This is a genomic window from Acinetobacter sp. ANC 4204, from assembly GCF_002135205.1.
GTDB lineage: Bacteria > Pseudomonadota > Gammaproteobacteria > Pseudomonadales > Moraxellaceae > Acinetobacter.
In genome coordinates this window covers 19,250-39,028 of record NZ_NEFZ01000016.1, presented here as the reverse complement: position 1 = coordinate 39,028, position 19,779 = coordinate 19,250, and the positions used below count along the sequence as shown (strand labels likewise).

Here is a 19,779-nt window from a genome sequence, read left to right as displayed (position 1 = left end):
AGGTATCAAAGGTCATGGAATTGAGACACCTCCGCTACTATGTAGCTGTTGTAGAAGAGCAGAGCTTTACCAAAGCTGCTGAAAAATTATTCATAGCGCAGCCCCCGCTTAGCCGTCAGATACAGAATCTGGAAGCTGAGTTAGGAGTGCAATTATTTGAACGTGGTAGCCGCCCACTCAAGACCACAGAAGCAGGGCAATTCTTCTATCAACATGCGGTTAAACTTTTGTCTAATGCCGAAGAAGTAAAAACCATGACTCAGCGGGTGGGTTTGGTGGAAAAAACGGTAACGATGGGCTTTGTGGGTTCTTTGTTATATGGGTTATTGCCTAAAATTGTGTATTTATTTCGCCAGCAACAGCCGCATTTAAAAATAGAATTGATTGAAATGAGTACCAAAGACCAAATTCAAGCCTTAAAAGAAGGGCGTATTGATGTTGGTTTTGGACGTTTACGCATTTCCGATCCTGCTGTGCGTCGGGTTTTACTGCGTGAAGAACCGTTAATGTTAGCGGCACATTCTAGTCACCCTTTAACGGCACACAAGCAGGGTGTCTACCTGTCTGACTTGGTTGATGAAAATTTATTTCTTTATCCAAGTCATCCCAAGCCAAATTTTTCGACTCAGGTACAAAGTCTATTTTCAGAATATGGGCTCGAACCGAAACATTTAAAAGAGGTTCGTGAAATACAGTTAGCACTGGGTTTGGTCGCCGCTGGAGAAGGGATTTGTGTAGTTCCAGAAAGTGCAAGAACCATTCAACTCCCGCATTTGAACTACATTCCAATCTTAGATGATGCAGCAAGAAGCCCAATTTTTCTTGCGATTCGCTCTATGGATGAAAGTGAGGATATTCGCTCGCTATTTGATTGTATTTATCAGGTTTATGACCTCGAAGCGATCAAATATGACCGTGCTTTTATTTAAAATTTGAGTTTCAAATTTAACTGTTAAAACTATGCATATATTTAAAAATATGTGATTTAAGCCATCTAAGCAGGTGGCTTTTTTTATGGCATTTTGTCGGCCAAAGAAGATTATTTCTAACCGATTTATTCTCAATCATTTATATATATATTTAATTATAAACAATAAAATGGGTAACCGACCTTAAAGGTATAAATATAGAGTTATTCGGTTTTGGACAAGAAAGTCACTTTTACTGCAATGTGCACAGCAACAGAACATTCGCAAGCAGGAGGCTTAAAGTGAATACAAATCCAGTTAATATCAACACGGTGGTCGATGAAGCCAAATTTACGCCCTTTCATTGGAGTGTGCTCATTTGGTGTCTACTGATTATTATTTTTGATGGTTACGATTTAGTCATCTACGGTGTGGCATTGCCACTTCTGATGCAAGAGTGGGGACTCAGTGCAGTACAAGCAGGTTTACTTGCGAGTACAGCATTGTTTGGCATGATGTTCGGTGCGATGAGCTTTGGTACGTTGTCTGACAAATTGGGCCGTAAAAAGACCATTATGATTTGTGTGGCTATTTTTAGTGGCTTCACTTTTCTAGGCGCATTTGCAAGCAATCCTATTGAGTTTGGTATTTTACGTTTTCTTGCAGGGCTCGGCATTGGGGGAGTGATGCCAAACGTGGTCGCACTCATGACTGAATATGCCCCAAAGCGCATTCGTAGCACACTTGTTGCGGTTATGTTCAGTGGTTATGCCATTGGCGGGATGACCTCAGCTTTATTGGGTGCATGGTTGGTAACAGACTATGGTTGGAAAATCATGTTCTATATCGCCATCATTCCATTTCTGGCTTTACCGATTCTTTGGAAGTTTTTACCTGAATCTTTAATGTTCCTGACTAAAAAAGGCGAAACTGAAAAAGTCCGTGAAATTGTGCGAAAAATTTCACCTGAACAAGACATTCAACTAGAGACCACTTTTAAATTGAATGATGCGGTTGCAGGTGATGATGCACCATTAAAAGCATTGTTCCAACAAGGTCGAACCTTTAGCACCATGATGTTTTGGGTGGCATTCTTTATGTGCCTGCTCATGGTCTATGCGCTTGGAAGCTGGTTACCAAAACTCATGATTCAAGCAGGCTATTCGCTTGGTGCAAGTATGATTTTCTTATTTGCTTTAAATATTGGCGGTATGGTTGGCGCGATTGGCGGTGGTGCGCTCGCAGACCGTTTCCACTTAAAACCAGTTTTAACGACGATGTTCACTGTAGGTGCTATTGCACTGATTCTACTTGGCTTCAATAGCCCGCAAATGGTGCTGTATACCTTGATTGCGATTGCAGGTGCAGCGACTATTGGCTCACAAATTTTACTGTATACCTTTGTTGCACAATTCTATCCAACTGCGGTGCGCTCTACAGGTATGGGCTGGGCTTCAGGCATAGGACGGATTGGCGCAATTGTCGGACCTGTACTGACAGGTGCACTGTTAACTTTTGAATTGCCACATCAAATGAATTTTCTCGTGATTGCGATACCTGGTGTGATTGCGGCTTTAGCCGTATTTATGGTGAATTTAAAAGTATCTGTTGATGGTGAAAAAGCTAAATCAAAACAAGTGTTTGATGCAGCTAAATCCACGGCCAATTAAATAATATTGAACCCATGAGTCTAGTGCATTAGTAGTAGGCTCATGTTAAAAACTGAACGAACTGTTAGAATCAATATGCTTTTTTATAAGTTGTTTTTAACGCAGTTTTAATGCGATAAAAGATTAATTTTAAAGTATTAAAAAAATTGCATTGCGTTGAATAACAGCAGTGAAAAAGAGATCCAAAATATTAAGAGTAAAAGTCAGGACAGACTTATATACACAGGACCCGTGTTAAATGAAACAATTTAAGAAGAATGCTTTAGTTGTCACACTATCTATGTTCAGTAGCGCTACATTACATGCGCAAAGCAATACTACGACAGAAGTTGAACAACTGAGAAATGAAGTAAATGCGTTAAGACAAATGCTTCAACAGTACACTCAGCAACAACAGCAGCAAGCTGTTCAACTGAGTGCTGTTGAGCGACAAGTGTCAACAGCGCCTAAGACGGTTGAAAAAACGGGTTTGGGTTTAACCAAAGGTGGGGCAGAGTTCAATTTATACGGTAATGTTCGTATGGACGCATCGTATCAGGCTGAAGGTGGTGCTCGTGATATGCCCTATAATCAGATCAATAGTGTGCCTTTAGAGGGTAATGCTGAAAATAGCGATCGTTTAAGATCAACACTTTCAGCAACACGATTAGGTTTGGATTTTAAGGCACCCATGGCCGATCAGAACTTAAATGCTAAAATTGAGGTTGACTTTTTAGGCGGTACAAACCTTGATAATTTACGTATTCGTCATGCGTATTTAAATTATGGGAACTGGTTAATTGGTCAAACCTGGTCAAACTTTGCAACCCCAGACTATATCCCTGAAACGATTGATGCTTTGGCTTATGTGGGTGCTTCAATTAAACGTACCCCTCAAGTGCGTTATACTCATAAATTCACGCCAAATACCAACTTAGTTGCAGCCGTGGAAGATCCAAAAGATAGTAGCATTAGCCAACGTATGCCTGCATTTACCGGACGAGTGAACCATAAGTTTAATGATGCATTATCAGTCAGTGGACGTGCAATGGCGCATGAAAAACGCATTCAAAATGAAGAAAAGTGGGCGTATGGCGTAGGTGTTGGTGCCAAATTTGACATCTCTCCAGTCACTTCGGTAAAAGCCGATTATTATCATGTCAAAGGCGATAGCAGCTTTGTATCCTTTACCAACTCGGGTGTTGTTTCAACGGGTACAAGTATTGAACAAAGTGAGTTTGACTCAATTACTGTCGGTTTAACGCAGAAGTTTAATGACAAGTTACGCGGCACGTTAGCTTATGGTTATATGACTTTTGATAAAAATCAGGACTATCTTGATGCTGTCGCTGATGATACCAAAATCAATAAAAACTTATGGCAGGCATGGGGGAATTTATTCTATAGCCCTGTTCAGCCTGTTAGTCTTGGGATTGAGTATGTCTACGGTGAGCGTGAGGCGTTTGCACCTGCGGCAAATGGCAGTAAGAAAGGTGAAGACAACCGTGTGAACTTGGTTGCGATTTATAACTTTTAGTCTTTGACATGAAACTTCGCGCATAAGAACTGAAGGAATAACCCTTCAGTTCTTATTTTTTTATTCAATGTTTCGGTTTTTAAGCGGCTAATAACTGTTTAGCTGCAATACGATGTTCAGCTTGTAAGCGTTCTAAATCTACCGAGACTAGGTTTTGATTTTTTACGATCCATTGACCTTTGATCATTACATGTTCTGCACGATCAGCGCCACAAAGTAATAGTGCAGCAAGTGGATCATGTGCACCTGAAAAACGAAGTTCATCTAGACTATAAAAAGCAAGATCTGCCTGATAGCCAACAGCAATTTGCCCTAAATGCTGTTCACGCCCCAACAGTTGTGCTGACCCTTTTGTTGCCCAGCCAAGAGCTAGCTCAGGCGTGATGGTTTCGGCACCGTATTTTAAACGCTGTAAATACATAGCTTGACGCGTCTCAAGTATCAAATTAGAAGCATCGCCAGAAGCAGAACCATCCACACCAAGTCCAATAGGAACACCTGCTTGTATGAGATCAAAGGTTGGGCAAATACCTGAAGCTAGACGCATATTAGAATGCGGACAATGACAAATTCCGACATGGGCTTGTCCTAAGCGTGTAATTTCCTCGGCATTAAAATGAATACCGTGAGCCAGCCATGTTCTGCTATTGAGCCAGCCTACGCTTTCTAAATAATCAACGGTTCGCATACCAAACATATGCATGCAAAAGTTTTCTTCGTCAAGGGTTTCTGCTAAATGGGTATGTAGACGAACATCGTAAAAATCCGCCAGTTTAGCGCTTTCGCGCATAATATCTTGTGTCACAGAAAAAGGAGAGCAAGGTGCAAGTGCAATATTCACCATGGCGTCTTCACTACGCTGATGATAGCGCTGAACCAGACGCTCAGAGTCTTTTAAAATAGTATCTATTTCTTGAACAGTATGTTGTGGTGGTAAACCACCTGCATCTGAACCTAAGCTCATTGAACCGCGAGTGAGCATAACTCGTAAACCAATTTGTTGTGCAGCTTGTACTTGAATATCAATCGCGTCAGTTAATTGTTCTGGAAATAAATAATGGTGGTCGGCTGCGAAGGTACAACCTGAAAGCACAAGTTCTGCCAAAGCTACTTGTGTCGCTAAATGCAGTTGTTCTGGATTAAGCTTAGCCCAAACTGGATAAAGGGTTTTCAGCCAAGGAAAAAGTGGCGCATTTACAACAGGAGCCCAAGCCCGAGTTAGAGTTTGATAAAAATGATGATGGCTATTAATAAGCCCTGGCGTAATGACAAGATTTTTGGCATCAAATATTTCTTCAAAGGGTTGAGTAGGGCTGGCTCCTAGAGCAATCAGCTCAGTGATTTTCCCATCTGAAATCAGTAGTCCCCCACGCGCATCAAATGCATTTGCAGTATAAATAGCCATTGGGTTTTTAATCCATATTGAAGCCATAGATCAACCTAAATATTTTATTTGATAGAACTACAGCAACTTTTATACCAAGCTTATAATTTATCAACACAAAAAATTAGAGTAGCGTCATACTGTTTTTGACTTTCTCCATTTGCTCAACTAAATGCTTAATCATGACCTGAGAAATGCGTGAAATTTGTCTTTTAGGCGCAACACAAAGTGCAATAGTGAGAGGATATAGACCCTTTTCATGGATTGGGCTAAAAATTAGCTTTTCATTTTGGATGAGGGGATATGCATCAATATACGACAGTAAGCCAATGCCCAAATTACGTTTTAACAGTGATGTCAACATATGGATATCATTGCACTCTGTTTTCTGCGATGGCGTAAATTTATGGTGCTTATACAATGCGTTGGCATAGTCATGAATAATGAGTGGTGCGCACGGAATTAAATGCTTAAAGCTAACTGTATCTGAAAAATTGATTTTTGGGGCTTTAGCTAATGGATGTTGTTTGGACATGACAAATCCGAGTGGGATTTCGATAAATGCCAAAACATCTAGATGATGATGTTCTTTGGGATTCAGCAAAATACCAAAATCAATTTCGGCATTGGCAATCATTTTTGCAACTTGATCACTGTCTTGAATTTGAATATTAAAATTGATCCAAGGATATTGCTGGTAAATATACTCAATAGAGTCAAGCACGAAACCATCACTTAATGCTGAAATTAATCCTAACTCAATATTCCCTCGTGACAAGCCCTGAATTTCATCAAACCTGACTCGTGTCATTTGGAATTCTTTTTGCCACTTTAAAAGGTCAGCATATAACATTTCACCTGCAAGCGTGAGTTTTAGGCCATTGGGCAAGCGTTCAAATAATGGTACTCCCAGCTCTTCTTCAGCAAGAGCAATTTGGCGATGGACTGCAGACACTGAAATATAAAGTTGATCTGCGGCTTTTCTTAGACTTCCTGTTCTGGCAACAGCAATGAAATAGTCTGAAAAACGTGAAAATGGAGTGCTAATCGTCAAATGGATATACCCCAAGTATGTTTAAAAGCAAGGTAGAAAATGATTGAGCATTTTCCTAGACCGGAACAATGATAAGAATTAAGCGATTTCCATGCCAAAAACTGCAAAATCTCAGAGTTATGCGCTATGTACAAACAAAAGGTGTTCTTATTTTTAGAATGAAATGTACGAAACATTCTAATAGACAGAATGTTATAAAAATCTTTATTTTTTAATCAAATACAACGGTTTCATCAACGAGGAAAACATAGCTTGTTGATAGATAAATTGATGAAATAAAGAACCTTTTGTGAGTTAAATATGAATGCAATTCCAGTGCTTAATCTCTTTAGTCAACCACATGGCAGCAACTTTGATCCAACGGATTGGAATATTTTAGCGCAGCATTGGTATCCAGTAGCGCGCATTCAGGATGTTACAGATAAACCGCAACAAGTCATTCTTTTAGACGTCAAGATGGCGTTGTATAAAACGGAAAGTGGCAGTATTCATTTAGTTCGAGATATCTGTCCACATCGAGGTGTACCTTTGACTAAAGGCTGGGTTAAAGGCGAAGACTTGGTCTGTCCATATCATGGCTTACACTACAATACTGATGGCAAGTGCGTCAAAATTCCTGCGCAACCTGAATTAACCCAAATTTCAGACCGTTTTTCTCTAACTAAATTTCCTGTGGTTCTAAGGTATGGTCTGATCTGGACCAGTTTATTTGGTCGCAATGAAACAGATGCGAATTTCCCAAATTTAGATACATGGGATCATGGTGAACATCAAGCAATTTTACCGCCATATGTAGATATCGGTGGTTCAAGTGGACGTCAACTTGAAGGTTTTATTGATGTCGCTCATTTTGCTTGGGTACACAGTGCTTCCTTTGCTGATGCCGATAATCCTGTGGTGCAAAAGTATTCAACAGTAAGAACAGACTATGGTTTACATACGGAATATGTCAGTGATGTCAGCAATTACCCACATGGCATGCAGCATTTAGCACCTGAAGGATTTTTATGGAAGCGGGTATTTGATGTTTATCCACCATTTTCAGCGATCCTGACCATATATTTCCCAGAAAATGGGGTGTTGAAAATTTTAAACGCCTGTTGCCCAGTCTCGCACAATAAAACCCGTTTATTTGTACCACTGACCCGTAACTTTGATACCACTGGAGACTTAGAAGCTGTTTACGCCTTTAATGCACAAATTTTTGCAGAAGATCAAGACATGGTTGAAAGCCAAAAACCAGAAGAACTACCACTTGATATTGGTATGGAGGCGCACTTTGAAGCAGACCGTTCTTCGACCACATATCGTCGTATTCTGGCGGAGTGGGGTTTAAGTAAGCGTTATATCGTTTAGTTTTTAGAAATGGAGTAGATCATTGTGAATCAGCCGAGCCATGAACAGATTATTCGATTTTTAAAGCTTTCAAATGATGTTGGAAGGCGTGCAATCAGTTTAGGGCACCACCCATTTGGTGCAGTATTGGTTGCACCTGACCATGAGACTGTCCTGTTAACTCAGTGCAATATTGACACTGTAAATCATGCAGAGTCGACCTTAGCACGTGTGGCTGCAACCAATTATCCACCAGAATATTTATGGAACTGCACACTATATACAGCTGTAGAGCCATGTTGCATGTGCTCAGGTACGATTTACTGGGCAAATATTGGACGCGTGGTTTATGCCATGACAGAGGAAAAACTTTTAGTGTGTACAGGTAATCATAATGAGAACCCAACCATGAATGTTTCTTCACAATATATATTTTCTCATGGGCAAAAAAATATTGATTTAATTGGTCCAATTCTTGAACTTGAAAAAGAAACAGTAGATCTGCAAATGAGTTTTTGGGCCAATAGATAATATTATTATTTATTTAAATGTAGTTGATTGTCGATTTTTTATAATGCAATAATTTGGAGTTAATAATAATTTTTACTTAGTTAAATAATCTATGGTGGAACAAAAATGCATTTAAAACGAAGATTATTAAAAAGTGTTATGTTGTTTTGTGTCAGTGCTGGGACATGGATGAGTCATACCGTGTATGCACAGGATAAAGCCGCTTTTGTTTATTTAGGACCGACCAGTGATCATGGCTGGTCATATTCACATGACCAAGGGCGGATCAAAGCAGAAAAAATATTGGCAGGTAAATTTAAGACGTCTTATATCGAAAATGTACCCGAAACAGCCGATGCAGAACGGGTGATTCGTAATCTTGCACAACAAGGAAATAAAGTCATATTCGGAACGTCTTTTGGTTATATGAATGCTATGGAGAAAGTTGCGAGGCAATTTCCTAATACTGTATTTATGCATGCAACTGGCTATAAGCAAGCTAAAAACTTAGGGGTGTATGAGCTTAGAACTTATGAAGGGGCCTATTTGTTGGGCGTGCTAGCGGGACAGAAAACCAAGACTAATATCATTGGAGTTGTTGCGTCATTTCCTATTCCAGAAGTTGTTAGAAACATCAATGCATACACACTGGGTGCACAAAGTGTAAATCCAAAGGTGAGTACCAAAGTGATTTGGGCAAATACATGGTTTAATCCAGGAAAAGAGCGTGATGCTGCAATGGCACTCATTGCACAAAAAGCAGATGTGCTCATGCAAAACACAGACTCTCCTGCTGTTGTGCAAGCTGCACAGCAAAAAGGGGTGTATGCATTTGGTTGGAACTCAGACATGAGCAAATTTGGACCAAAAGCTCATTTGGCAGCAGCTGTATTACACTGGGAAAAAATTTATGAGCCAGTGATGAAACAAGTTCAGAATAAAACTTGGAAATCAACTGTTTATAAGTATGGTGTAAAACAAAATGCAGTGAATATTGAAAATTTTGGAGTAGCAGTTTCTACCGCTGAAAAAAATAAAGCGCTAGCAGTTCGAGACTCACTCAAAACAGGGGCAATTCACCCATTTTCAGGACCGTTGTATAAACAGGATGGCAGTTTAATTATAGCCAAAGGCAAAACGCTGACAGATGTAGAACTCAGCAAGATGAACTATTACGTCAGGGGTGTAGACGGCTCACTACCTAAATAAATAGTCATGACTAAATCGAAAAATAACCGCCTAGAGCTGTATGGCACACTCTGGGCTTTACACATGAGGGTTAAATATGAGTATTCCTGTTATAGATCTTCACTATGCTTTCCACCCAAATGCCAATCAGTTAGATGACATTGTGCGATCAATCCGAACTGCTGCAATGAGCTCAGGCTTTTTCTATGTGAAAAATCACTCGATAGATTTGGCTTTGGTGCAACGGCAGTTTGAACTTGCAAAGGAGCTTTTTGATTTACCTCAAAGTGTCAAAAAAAAGTATGACCAAAATAATAGTCCAAGTCATAGAGGTTTTGAGGAAATTGCAGCGCAAAAGCTCGACTTTACTGCTAAGGCCGACATTAAAGAAGGATTTTATTGTGGTAAGAACTATGCTCCAGATCATCCTTTTGTGGTCGCAAAATATCAAAATTATGGCTTAAATCAATGGCCGCATACGGAAGTGCCTGAAACTGAGGCGTTCTGCCAAGCATATATTGATGCCATGATGGGGCTCTCTGAGAGAATTATGCAGCTTTTGGCTTTATCATTAAATTTGCCAGAGCATTATTTTGATGAATGCTGTATAGATCCAATGGTAACACTAAGAATGCTACGCTATCCCGCTCATCCGAAAGATGCCGCTGCTGATACTTTTGGTGCAGGTGCGCACACAGATTGGGGTTCAATCACCATTTTAGCGCAAGATGATTTGGGCGGCTTAGAGGTCTGTATGCCTGATGGCGTTTGGGTTTCTGCACCACCGATTGCTGATACCTTTGTGGTGAATTTGGGTGATTTAATTCCAAGATGGACCAATGGCTTATATAAGTCCAATCCACATCGAGTTCGAAACTTATATTCAAATGGAAAGTCACGTTATTCCATTCCATTTTTCTATGGTCCGAGTTATTTCACACAAATTGATGCACTTCCTGGAACAATTCAACAGGGAGAGCGCTCCAGTTACACATCATGTACGGCAGGAGAACATATGGAGGAGATGTATCAACGTTCGTTTGATGTAAAACCACAAGAAATTCCTGTTTATGAATAAAATCCTCATGTTCACTTTTTATTATAAAATTTATTTTATATAAATAATAACTGATGTGTATTTAAAATAAAAAAACCACCATAAATAATGGTGGTTTTTTATTTTATTGAAAAATTATTAAAATAATAAATATATTTATAGTGGTGCAGTTCTATTTTTCTAAATAGTTGGAACGAATATTGCTAATTATTAGAAAGAGGGTATGAAAGATCCATTTATATCGAGTCAATATATTTTTAGGTTAAAACCTAAGGAGCCAATGATGTCAAAATGTTTAGAAAATAAATTTTCGATGAAAAAAACAGCTATAAAAATAGTACTCACAAGTCTATTGGGGTTGATGGGGACGACACAGGCATTTGCTGTAGATAAAGCTGCTTTTGTATATATTGGCCCGACCAGCGATCATGGTTGGACATATTCACATGATCAAGGACGAATCAAGGCGGAAAAAGCCTTGGCTGGAAAATATAAGACGTCTTATATCGAAAATGTACCCGAAACGGCTGATGCAGAACGTGTGATTCGTAATTTGGCACAACAAGGTAATAAAGTAATTTTTGCAACTTCTTTTGGCTATATGAATGCCATGGAGAAAGTGTCGAAACAGTTCCCTAATACTGTATTTATGCATGCAACTGGCTACAAACAGGGTAAAAACCTAGGGGTCTATGATGTGCGGACTTATGAAGGGGCGTATATGCTTGGAGTCGTCGCTGGTCAAAAAACCAAATCGAATGTGCTCGGTGTAGTTGCCTCGTTCCCAATCCCCGAAGTGGTGCGCAATATCAATGCTTACACATTGGGTGCACAAAGTGTTAATCCAAAAGTTAAAACGAAAGTCATTTGGGTGAACTCTTGGTTTAACCCAGGTAAAGAACGTGATGCTGCACTGGCCTTAATTTCACAAAAAGCAGATGTATTAATGCAAAACACTGACTCGCCAGCAGTTGTACAAGCGGCACAACAAAAGGGTGTTTTTGCCTTTGGCTGGGACTCTGATATGAGTAAATTTGGTCCTAAAGCACACTTGGCTGCATCGGTTTTGCATTGGGAAAAAATTTATACTCCAACCATGACTCAAGTGGCAAATAAAACATGGAAACCAAGTGCAACTTGGTATGGCGTCAAACAAAGTGCAGTCAATATTGAAAATTTTGGACCTTCTGTTCCTGCCAATGTTAAAGCCTCAGCACTCAAAGTACGTGATGACATTCATTCAGGCAAACTTCACCCATTTTCAGGACCGATTTATAAACAAGATGGCAGTTTGGTGATTGCTAAAGGAAAAACTTTAGATGATGCGACGCTGAGCAAAATGAACTATTACGTCAAAGGTGTAGAAGGTTCACTTCCGAAATAACGCATCGTTTGAGACGTCACGGTTTTGTCCATTTAGTACGATACGAGCTGAATGGACATTCAATGCAGAGATTCGAAAGAGCATCACAATCATGAATACACCAGACAGTCATATCACTAAGGTCATGCATAGAGAACCTCAACAAGCAAGTACTCGCTTAGAGTTAATTAATATTTGCAAAAGTTATAATTCGCTACGTGCAAATGATCAAATTCATCTCAAAGTTCATGCGGGTCAAATCCATGCCATCTTAGGCGAAAATGGTGCTGGAAAAAGCACACTCATGAAAATTATTTATGGTGCGACCAAAGCCGATGAAGGCCAAATTCTTTGGAATGGTAAAGAAGTCAAAATAGATAGCCCTTCGACAGCGAGAAAATTGGGCATTGGCATGGTTTATCAGCATTTCTCTTTGTTTGAGACTTTAACTGTTGCAGAAAATATTCAACTTGGTCTCGATGAGAAAATTGACATAAAAACGCTCAATGAGAAAATCATTGCAGTATCTGAACAATACGGTTTACCTGTTGATCCGCGCCGTGAAGTGTATTCACTCTCAGTGGGCGAACGGCAACGTGTGGAAATTATCCGCTGTCTATTACAAAGCCCCTCCCTCATTATTTTAGATGAACCAACCTCAGTACTTACTCCACAAGCGGTTCAACAATTATTTAAGACATTGAAATTACTCGCTTCACAAGGTGTCTCTATTTTATATATCAGTCATAAACTTCATGAAATTAAAGAGTTATGTGATGAAGCAACCATTTTACGAAATGGTAAAGTTACAGGCCATGTTAGACCAGAAGAAAATAGTACCAGTGATCTGGCGCGTTTAATGATTGGACGTGAGTTACCTACGTATATTCACGATGAATATCTAGGTGAGAAGCAAATATTGTTTGAGGTTTCGAGTTTAAATCAACCCACAGATGATCCTTTCGGTGTTGCGCTAGAAAATATCAGCCTGAACTTAAAAGCGGGAGAGATCCTCGGTATTGCAGGCATTTCAGGCAATGGGCAAGCAGAACTTTTGTCTTTAATCTCTGGAGAGAAAATAACCACAAATGGCAGCATTTATCTAGAGGGGCAAAATGTCGGCAAGATATCCGCAGGTGCACGTCGTGATTTGGGCTTAGGCTTTGTCCCCGAAGAACGTTTAGGGCGAGGTGCTGTACCCAATATGACACTGTCTGAAAATGCGCTATTGACTGCATTTAGGCAGGGTTTGACTAAATTTGGACTGATTAACTTTGAAAAAACCAAACTATTTGCAGAAAAATGTATTGAAAAATTTAGTGTAAAGGCTTCTGGTGCACAAGCAGAAGCACGCTCACTTTCAGGTGGTAACTTACAAAAATTCATCGTGGGTCGAGAAATTTTACAACAGCCCAAAGTTCTCATTATTTCTCAACCCACTTGGGGCGTTGACGTAGGAGCATCAATGTTTATTCGACAAACATTGATTGATTTATCTAGACAAGGCGTTGCGATTTTGGTGATTTCTGAAGAGCTCGAAGAATTGTTTGAAATTAGTGATTACATTTGTGTATTGGCTGCTGGAAAACTATCCGAACCTATGCAGACCCGTAGTACCAATGCAGAACAAATTGGGTTGTTGATGTCAGGGATTACCAGTGTTGCACACACTGTAGATTTAGCTCATTCACAACAAGTTCAAGCTTAATCATTTCATCTAAAGGTGGTCACATGTATTTATTAGAACCTAGAGAAAAGCCTTCTCAAGTCATGAAATGGTTATCACCTGTTATTGCACTAAGTGCAATGCTAGTGGTCAGTAGCTTACTGTTTCTGATGCTTGGGGTAGATCCTGCGCGCGCACTGTATATCTTTTTTGTTGAACCGCTAACTTCACTATATAACCTCAGTGAGCTCACCATTAAAGCCAGCCCATTAATTCTCATCGCACTTGGCTTAGCGATTGGCTTTCGCGCAAAACTATTCAATATCGGTGCCGAAGGTCAACTGACTATGGGGGCTATTTTTGGTGGCGGAATTGCAATTTTATTTCATGACCATACAGGTTGGTGGATCCTCCCTTTAATGGTGGTCATGGGGGCCATTGGTGGTGCATTTTGGGGACTGATTCCTGCATTTTTGAAAACACATTTTAATGCAGAAGAGACCCTTACGACCTTAATGATGAACTATGTTGCGCTTTTTGTTTTGTTGTATCTGGTGAATGGGCCGTGGCGAGACCCAGATGGTATGAACTTTCCACAATCATTCATGTTCAATGAAAGTGCGACTTTGCCTTTTGTCATTGAAGGTACTCGTGTGAATGCTTCGATTTTTATTACCTTTCTTGCTGTGGTTATTTTTTGGGTGTTTATTAAAAAAAGCATGAGTGCTTATAAGTTAGAAGTCAGTGGTCAAGCACCGATGGCTGCAAAATATGCTGGCTTTTCATCAAAAAAAGCGGTCTGGCTTAGTTTAGGGTTATCTGGTTTTATGGCGGGTATCGCAGGTCTTTGTGAGGTTGCAGGACCGATTGGACAGTTAAATCCAAATATTTCACCAGGCTATGGTTATGCAGCCATCATCGTGGCTTATTTAGGTCGTTTAAATCCTATTGGAATTGTACTCTCTGGTTTTTTAATGGCTTTACTTTATTTGGGCGGTGAAATGGCGCAAATGGAACTGCAATTATCTGTTGCTATTACAGGGATTTTCCAAGGTCTATTGCTGTTCTTTTTATTAGCTTCAGATGTGTTGATAGAAAAACGTTATCGGTTTGCAAAAAAGAAGCTCAAATCAAAGATGTCAGAAACTGACCCAACTGTTGCGTAAACTTAGAGAGGAAAGTTCATTATGAGTATAGAAGTAACCGCTATTTTGGCAGGTACGATTGCAGCTGCAACTCCTCTGGTTTTTGCTGGTTTGGGGGAGTTAGTTGCTGAACGTACTGGGGTAATTAACTTAGGTGTCGAAGGCATGATGTTGGTCGGAGCAATTGCGGGTTTTGCTTTTGCAGCCCAGTATGAGGCCAGCGTAGCCAGCGCATTGTTAGTCGGGGCTTTGGCTGGGATGTTGATGTCTTTGATTTTTGCATTTTTTACACTCTCACTCAGTACCAATCAATCTGCTTGTGGCTTAGCCCTTACTATTTTTGGTATCGGTATTTCTGCATTTATTGGACAGAACTATGTCAGTACGGCTTTACCCGGACTACAAAATTTAAATATACCTGTGTTGTCAGATATTCCATTGATTGGCCCCATCTTATTTCAACAAAACTATGTGGTGTATTTATCCATTTTGGCCTTTGTATTTGTTTGGTGGGTCTTGGCAAAGACGCGTTTAGGGCTGTTACTTAAAGCAGTTGGGGAGTCACCTGAAAGTGCACATGCAATGGGTTATAACGTTCTAGGTATTCGTTACTGTGCTGTTTTATTTGGTGGGGCAATGGCAGGTATTGGGGGGGCATTTTTATCGACTGTTTATACCCCAATGTGGATTGAAAACATGGTTGCGGGGCGCGGGTGGATTGCAATTGCTTTAGTGGTTTTTGCTGCTTGGAAACCAGCACGTTTAATGTTGGGTGCTTATCTTTTTGGTGGAGTGACAATTTTACAGTTTCATGCTCAAGCATTGGGTTTAAGCATTCCCAATGAGCTTTTGTCCGCGCTGCCATATGTTGCAACGATAGTGGTCTTGGTGGTGATTTCTCGAGATAAAAAACTGTTGAAGCTGAATTTACCTGCATCACTTGGCAAAACATTTACCCCTTAAATTGGATCCATTGAGAAAGCTATGAAAATATTAAGTGCAGATTATGTACTCACCATGAATCAAAATTTGGATTGCATCAAAAATGGTGCCATTGTTGTAGAGGGTACTTTGATTCAGCAGGTTGGTAAACTGGAAGAGATCCGTGCTCAATTCCCTAATCTAGTGGTAGAACATTATGCAGATGCTGTGCTCATGCCAGGCCTTGTGAATACACACTGTCACTCAGGTTTACTGCGAGGTACTGCCGAAGGTTTACCTGTATGGGACTGGTTACAGCAGTTTATCGACCCAATGCACCGGGTTTTATTACCTGAAGATGCGAAAATGGCATCTTATCTGTGCTATGCGGAAGCGCTACTTTCTGGCACAACAACGATTGTGGATATGTGGCGGTTTATGGATGGCAGTGCTGAAGCTGCCAAGGAACTAGGTATTCGTGCAGTACTGGTGCCTTATGTCGCAGAGCATCCTGATCATAATTATTTTGAAACGTTGCATAGCAATGAAGTGTTGATTCAGCAGTGGCATCAAGGTGCAAATGGTCGTATCAATGTTTGGGTGGGTTTGGAGCATTTATTTTATGCAGAAGAGCAAGCATTAAAACGTATACAACACTTATGTCAGGACTACCAAACAGGCTTTCATACGCATAGTAATGAAAGTAAGTTTGATGTTGAAGAAAACCTTAAACGCTATAACAAACGCCCCATTCAAACCTTAGAACAACTTGGTTTACTCGATGCACCGCAATGCTTATTGGCGCATTGTGTATGGGCTAACTCCACAGAAATCGACATCTTAAAAAACTATCAGGTGGGAGTGGCACATAATCCAATATCGAATATGAAATTAGCATCAGGTGCAGCACCTATTCGAGAAATGTTAGCTAAAGGGGTAGCGGTTGGTTTGGGAACAGATGGTGAAAAAGAAAATAATAATTTAGATATGTTTGAAGAGATGAAAACTGCATCATTGTTGGCAAAATTTGCAAATTTAGATGCTTCCGCACTAGATGCATGGTCTGTATGTAAAATGGCGACAACTCTTGGGGCTAAAGCTTTAGGTATGCAAGAAAGCATCGGTTCTATTGAAACAGGGAAGCAGGCAGATATTATTGCAATAAAAACAGCAACGCCACGAATGACCCCTTTAATTGGTGAAGGGAAATTATTCAATTTACATCATAATTTAGTACATGCAGTTCAGGGTCAAGATGTTGTCATGACCATGGTGGCAGGTCAAACAGTCGTACAAAATGGCAAGCTAATGAATGCTGACTTACAGCATTTAATTGATCAGGTGAATCGAGCAGCGCCATTACTGTTTAAAAGACGTGAAGATTGGCTTAGTCTTCGTGGGAATGCTGTCAATGAGTTACAACGTGAAATTGGATGAGAACTTAAGTTATTCATCACATAATAATAAGTCATGAAAATAAAGTACATGTTCTGCCTTTAAGCAGGTAAATTATGTTTTATAAGTAATGACATATTGGGTGCTTGATGGGAGTTACATGGATTCTTTTTACGCTTATGGCTGCATTTATGCAGGCTTGGCGAAATGCTTTCCAAAAGCAACTCAGTACGACTGTCGATGTATATGGTGTAACACTCGCAAGGTTTATTTTTGCTTTACCTTTGGCATTTATATACATCGTGAGTCTTTATCATTTTCAACCTATTGTTGAAGTTGTTCATTTTAATCCACGTTTTGCCACTTATATCTTTGTTGCTGCAATTAGCCAAATTGCTGCAACTGCATTAATGGTTCAGTTATTTAAACAAAAAAACTATGCAATTGGTGTTGGGCTTGCTAAAAGTGAGGCCATTTTGGCAGCAATTGTTGCAGTTATCTTTTTATCTGATCACTTGAGCATTTTAGGCTGGGTAGGAGTCGTGATTGGCGGTTTTGCAGTATTCCTCATGTCCAAAGGTCGCGGCTTTTCCGATTTTTCATTACAGACCTTATGTATAGGTATCGGTAGTGGCTTATGTTTTGCTATCACATCGCTTTTGGTACGTGAAGCCAGTTTAGAACTCACTAATTTACCGTTTATTCACCGTGCGGCGTGGGTTCTTATCTGTGTGATTGGTACACAGTGTTCATTGCTCTTAATTTACTTAGGTATATTTCGTCGTGTTACTTTATGGGCGATGTGGCAGCGAGTGGGACTTACATTTCGCGTCAGTTTATGTAGTTTCCTTGCTTCATTGGGCTGGTTTAGCGCGATGAGTATGCAGTCTGTTCCAATTGTTAAAACATTAGGGCAGGTTGAGATCATTTTTAGTATGTTGATCTCTGCCTTTTTCTTTAAGGAAAAACTGGCACGAGCTGAACATTTAGGCATTATTTTGGTGGTGATTGCTGCTTTTCTAGTGATTTGGGCTTAATCAATAAAGCTTTGTCATTTATTTGTAATGACATTGGTTATACCAAATAAATGGAATACGGAATTAACCCATATTCTATCTGCGTGTGAAGAGCTTAAACGGATATGTAGCTTAAGCTCGTACCAGTATAGATTAAAGTCAAAATGTAGATTTGAAACTCTCATCTTAGCCTACAGACATGTTTTCCAACTATATGGCTTTGCTTTAAGATAAATAGTTTTTATCTGCTCCAATAACAAAAATAACGCCCAAGCAAAATAGTCCACAATAAATAGCAAACCAGATAATCATGTTTTTAAATGCTTTGTCCGAAATAGAACTATCCGCATATTTTGCTGGTTTTTTAGGGTCTAGATCTTTCATGGTTACTGCACTCAACTGAGGTGATGTGTACATTATGCAAAGCACAGACAGCATGAAACAGATACAGAACATGATTAAAAAAATATAACAGCGTATTGGCAAATATATAGAACTGTTATGATTTTCATTATTGCTTGTTAAGCAAAAGTGAAAGAATATTCACTATGAATTTGATACATACTGAACCATGAGAGAATTCCATTTCATTCATGATCTAAATTTTTGTACATTAAATACAGTGGTACTTTGTATGTGTAGAGTTAGCCTAATTGACCTAAGCATAAAGTTTAAAATGATAGCTAGAGAGCATGATGAAAAATTTTGAGAATAAAGTTGCTGCGATCACAGGTGCAGGTTCTGGTATCGGACAGCAGTTGGCTATTCAATTAGCCAAACAAGGTGCGCATTTAGCACTCAGTGATGTCAATGAGCAAGGTTTGGCAGAAACATTAAAGCTTGTCAAAGATTATCCTGTTTCGGTCACACTTACAAAACTAGATGTTTCAGACCGCAAAGCTGTTGAAGACTGGGCCAAACAATGTGAACAAGACTTTGGCCAGATCAATTTAATTTTCAACAATGCAGGTGTTGCCTTAGCCAGTACTGTTGAAGGCTTGAGCTATGAAGATGCGGAATGGATCTTTAAAATCAATTTTTGGGGTGTGGTGTATGGAACCAAAGCTTTTTTACCCTACTTAAAGAAAAGTGGTGCTGGGCATATTGTGAATATTTCAAGCTTATTTGGACTCACTGCACAGCCTACCCAGAGTGCCTATAATGCGACAAAATTTGCTGTTCGTGGTTTTACCGAAGCACTACGTCAAGAACTAGACCTGGAAAACTGTGGTGTCAGTGCGACTTGTGTTCACCCAGGTGGTATACGAACCAATATCGCCAATAGTGCTCGAATGAGTGACAGTATTCGTACGCTAGGTATGAACCCTGAGCGTGCTAGCCGTTCTTTCAACAAAATGCTTAAAACTCCGCCAGATGTGGCAGCACAGTCCATTTTAAAGGCTGTGGAAAAAAATGAGCGCCGTGTCTTAATTGGAACAGATGCCAAAATTATGGATCTGGTACAACGCATTACACCGACAGGTTATACACAAGCCATGAACTTTTTGACTGGGAAAAAGCGTCAAAAATAAAGACTGGCAAACTTGAAGGATGATTTTATTGTTTTAACCGAGTATGCTGAATCGAGTAATTTTTCAAATCAAAAAAAGCTTCGATTTCAATGTTAAAGCATTGCATCCATTAAAATGAT

General features: G+C 39.7%; 17 protein-coding genes. 14 read left to right on the top strand and 3 right to left on the bottom strand.

Annotated features, from left to right (window positions below; all coding sequences use genetic code 11):
• Positions 1 to 14: 14 nt before the first annotated feature.
• The 3 genes from B9T36_RS18735 (at position 15) to B9T36_RS18725 (ending at position 4,094) form a co-directional block, all read left to right on the top strand.
• Positions 15 to 929 (top strand): LysR family transcriptional regulator, encoded by a 915-nt coding sequence (locus B9T36_RS18735; protein WP_086210932.1) that lies wholly within the window; start codon positions 15 to 17, stop codon positions 927 to 929.
• 281 nt (positions 930 to 1,210) lie between these two features.
• Positions 1,211 to 2,578, top strand: a complete 1,368-nt coding sequence (locus B9T36_RS18730; protein ID WP_086210931.1) for an MFS transporter — start codon at positions 1,211 to 1,213, stop codon at positions 2,576 to 2,578.
• Between the two features lie 238 nt (positions 2,579 to 2,816).
• Positions 2,817 to 4,094 carry a DcaP family trimeric outer membrane transporter gene (locus B9T36_RS18725; protein ID WP_086210930.1) on the top strand — a complete coding sequence of 426 codons (1,278 nt, stop codon included), beginning with the start codon at positions 2,817 to 2,819 and terminating at the stop codon, positions 4,092 to 4,094.
• A 79-nt stretch (positions 4,095 to 4,173) separates the two neighbouring features.
• Here B9T36_RS18725 and B9T36_RS18720 read toward each other — a convergent pair whose 3' ends face one another.
• On the bottom strand, positions 4,174 to 5,526 hold the full coding sequence (locus tag B9T36_RS18720; RefSeq protein ID WP_086210929.1) for an 8-oxoguanine deaminase: 1,353 nt from the start codon (positions 5,524 to 5,526) through the stop codon (positions 4,174 to 4,176).
• A gap of 76 nt (positions 5,527 to 5,602) precedes the next feature.
• A complete protein-coding gene (locus B9T36_RS18715; RefSeq protein WP_086210942.1) occupies positions 5,603 to 6,526 on the bottom strand; it encodes a LysR family transcriptional regulator in 924 nt (307 codons plus the stop codon).
• A gap of 306 nt (positions 6,527 to 6,832) precedes the next feature.
• On the opposite strand from B9T36_RS18715, the gene B9T36_RS18710 reads away from it, so the two are divergent.
• From B9T36_RS18710 to B9T36_RS18665, 10 genes are all read left to right on the top strand, one after another.
• Complete coding sequence (locus B9T36_RS18710) at positions 6,833 to 7,888, top strand: aromatic ring-hydroxylating oxygenase subunit alpha (protein WP_086210928.1); 1,056 nt, start codon at positions 6,833 to 6,835, stop codon at positions 7,886 to 7,888.
• A 24-nt stretch (positions 7,889 to 7,912) separates the two neighbouring features.
• On the top strand, positions 7,913 to 8,398 hold the full coding sequence (locus tag B9T36_RS18705) for a nucleoside deaminase (protein ID WP_086210927.1): 486 nt from the start codon (positions 7,913 to 7,915) through the stop codon (positions 8,396 to 8,398).
• Positions 8,399 to 8,536: 138 nt separating this feature from the next.
• On the top strand, positions 8,537 to 9,586 hold the full coding sequence (locus B9T36_RS18700; RefSeq protein WP_228147033.1) for a BMP family ABC transporter substrate-binding protein: 1,050 nt from the start codon (positions 8,537 to 8,539) through the stop codon (positions 9,584 to 9,586).
• 76 nt (positions 9,587 to 9,662) lie between these two features.
• A complete protein-coding gene (locus B9T36_RS18695; protein WP_086210925.1) occupies positions 9,663 to 10,643 on the top strand; it encodes an isopenicillin N synthase family dioxygenase in 981 nt (326 codons plus the stop codon).
• A 340-nt stretch (positions 10,644 to 10,983) separates the two neighbouring features.
• Positions 10,984 to 12,006 (top strand): BMP family ABC transporter substrate-binding protein, encoded by a 1,023-nt coding sequence (locus B9T36_RS18690; RefSeq protein ID WP_228147032.1) that lies wholly within the window; start codon positions 10,984 to 10,986, stop codon positions 12,004 to 12,006.
• 124 nt (positions 12,007 to 12,130) lie between these two features.
• The gene (locus B9T36_RS18685) at positions 12,131 to 13,693 is read left to right on the top strand and encodes an ABC transporter ATP-binding protein (RefSeq protein ID WP_228147031.1); all 1,563 of its coding nucleotides are present in this window, start codon (positions 12,131 to 12,133) and stop codon (positions 13,691 to 13,693) included.
• 23 nt (positions 13,694 to 13,716) lie between these two features.
• Complete coding sequence (locus B9T36_RS18680; protein WP_086210923.1) at positions 13,717 to 14,817, top strand: ABC transporter permease; 1,101 nt, start codon at positions 13,717 to 13,719, stop codon at positions 14,815 to 14,817.
• 21 nt (positions 14,818 to 14,838) lie between these two features.
• Entirely contained in the window at positions 14,839 to 15,759 is a 921-nt protein-coding gene (locus tag B9T36_RS18675) for an ABC transporter permease (protein ID WP_086210922.1), read from the top strand.
• Positions 15,760 to 15,780: 21 nt separating this feature from the next.
• A complete protein-coding gene (locus tag B9T36_RS18670; RefSeq protein WP_086210921.1) occupies positions 15,781 to 17,154 on the top strand; it encodes an amidohydrolase family protein in 1,374 nt (457 codons plus the stop codon).
• Positions 17,155 to 17,261: 107 nt separating this feature from the next.
• The gene (locus B9T36_RS18665) at positions 17,262 to 18,149 is read left to right on the top strand and encodes a DMT family transporter (protein ID WP_086210920.1); all 888 of its coding nucleotides are present in this window, start codon (positions 17,262 to 17,264) and stop codon (positions 18,147 to 18,149) included.
• A 204-nt stretch (positions 18,150 to 18,353) separates the two neighbouring features.
• On the opposite strand, the gene B9T36_RS19145 is transcribed toward B9T36_RS18665, so the two are convergent.
• Positions 18,354 to 18,512, bottom strand: coding sequence for a hypothetical protein (locus B9T36_RS19145; RefSeq protein WP_162900279.1), 159 nt, complete (start codon positions 18,510 to 18,512; stop codon positions 18,354 to 18,356).
• Between the two features lie 311 nt (positions 18,513 to 18,823).
• On the opposite strand from B9T36_RS19145, the gene B9T36_RS18660 reads away from it, so the two are divergent.
• Complete coding sequence (locus tag B9T36_RS18660) at positions 18,824 to 19,660, top strand: SDR family NAD(P)-dependent oxidoreductase (protein ID WP_086210940.1); 837 nt, start codon at positions 18,824 to 18,826, stop codon at positions 19,658 to 19,660.
• Positions 19,661 to 19,779: the final 119 nt, after the last annotated feature.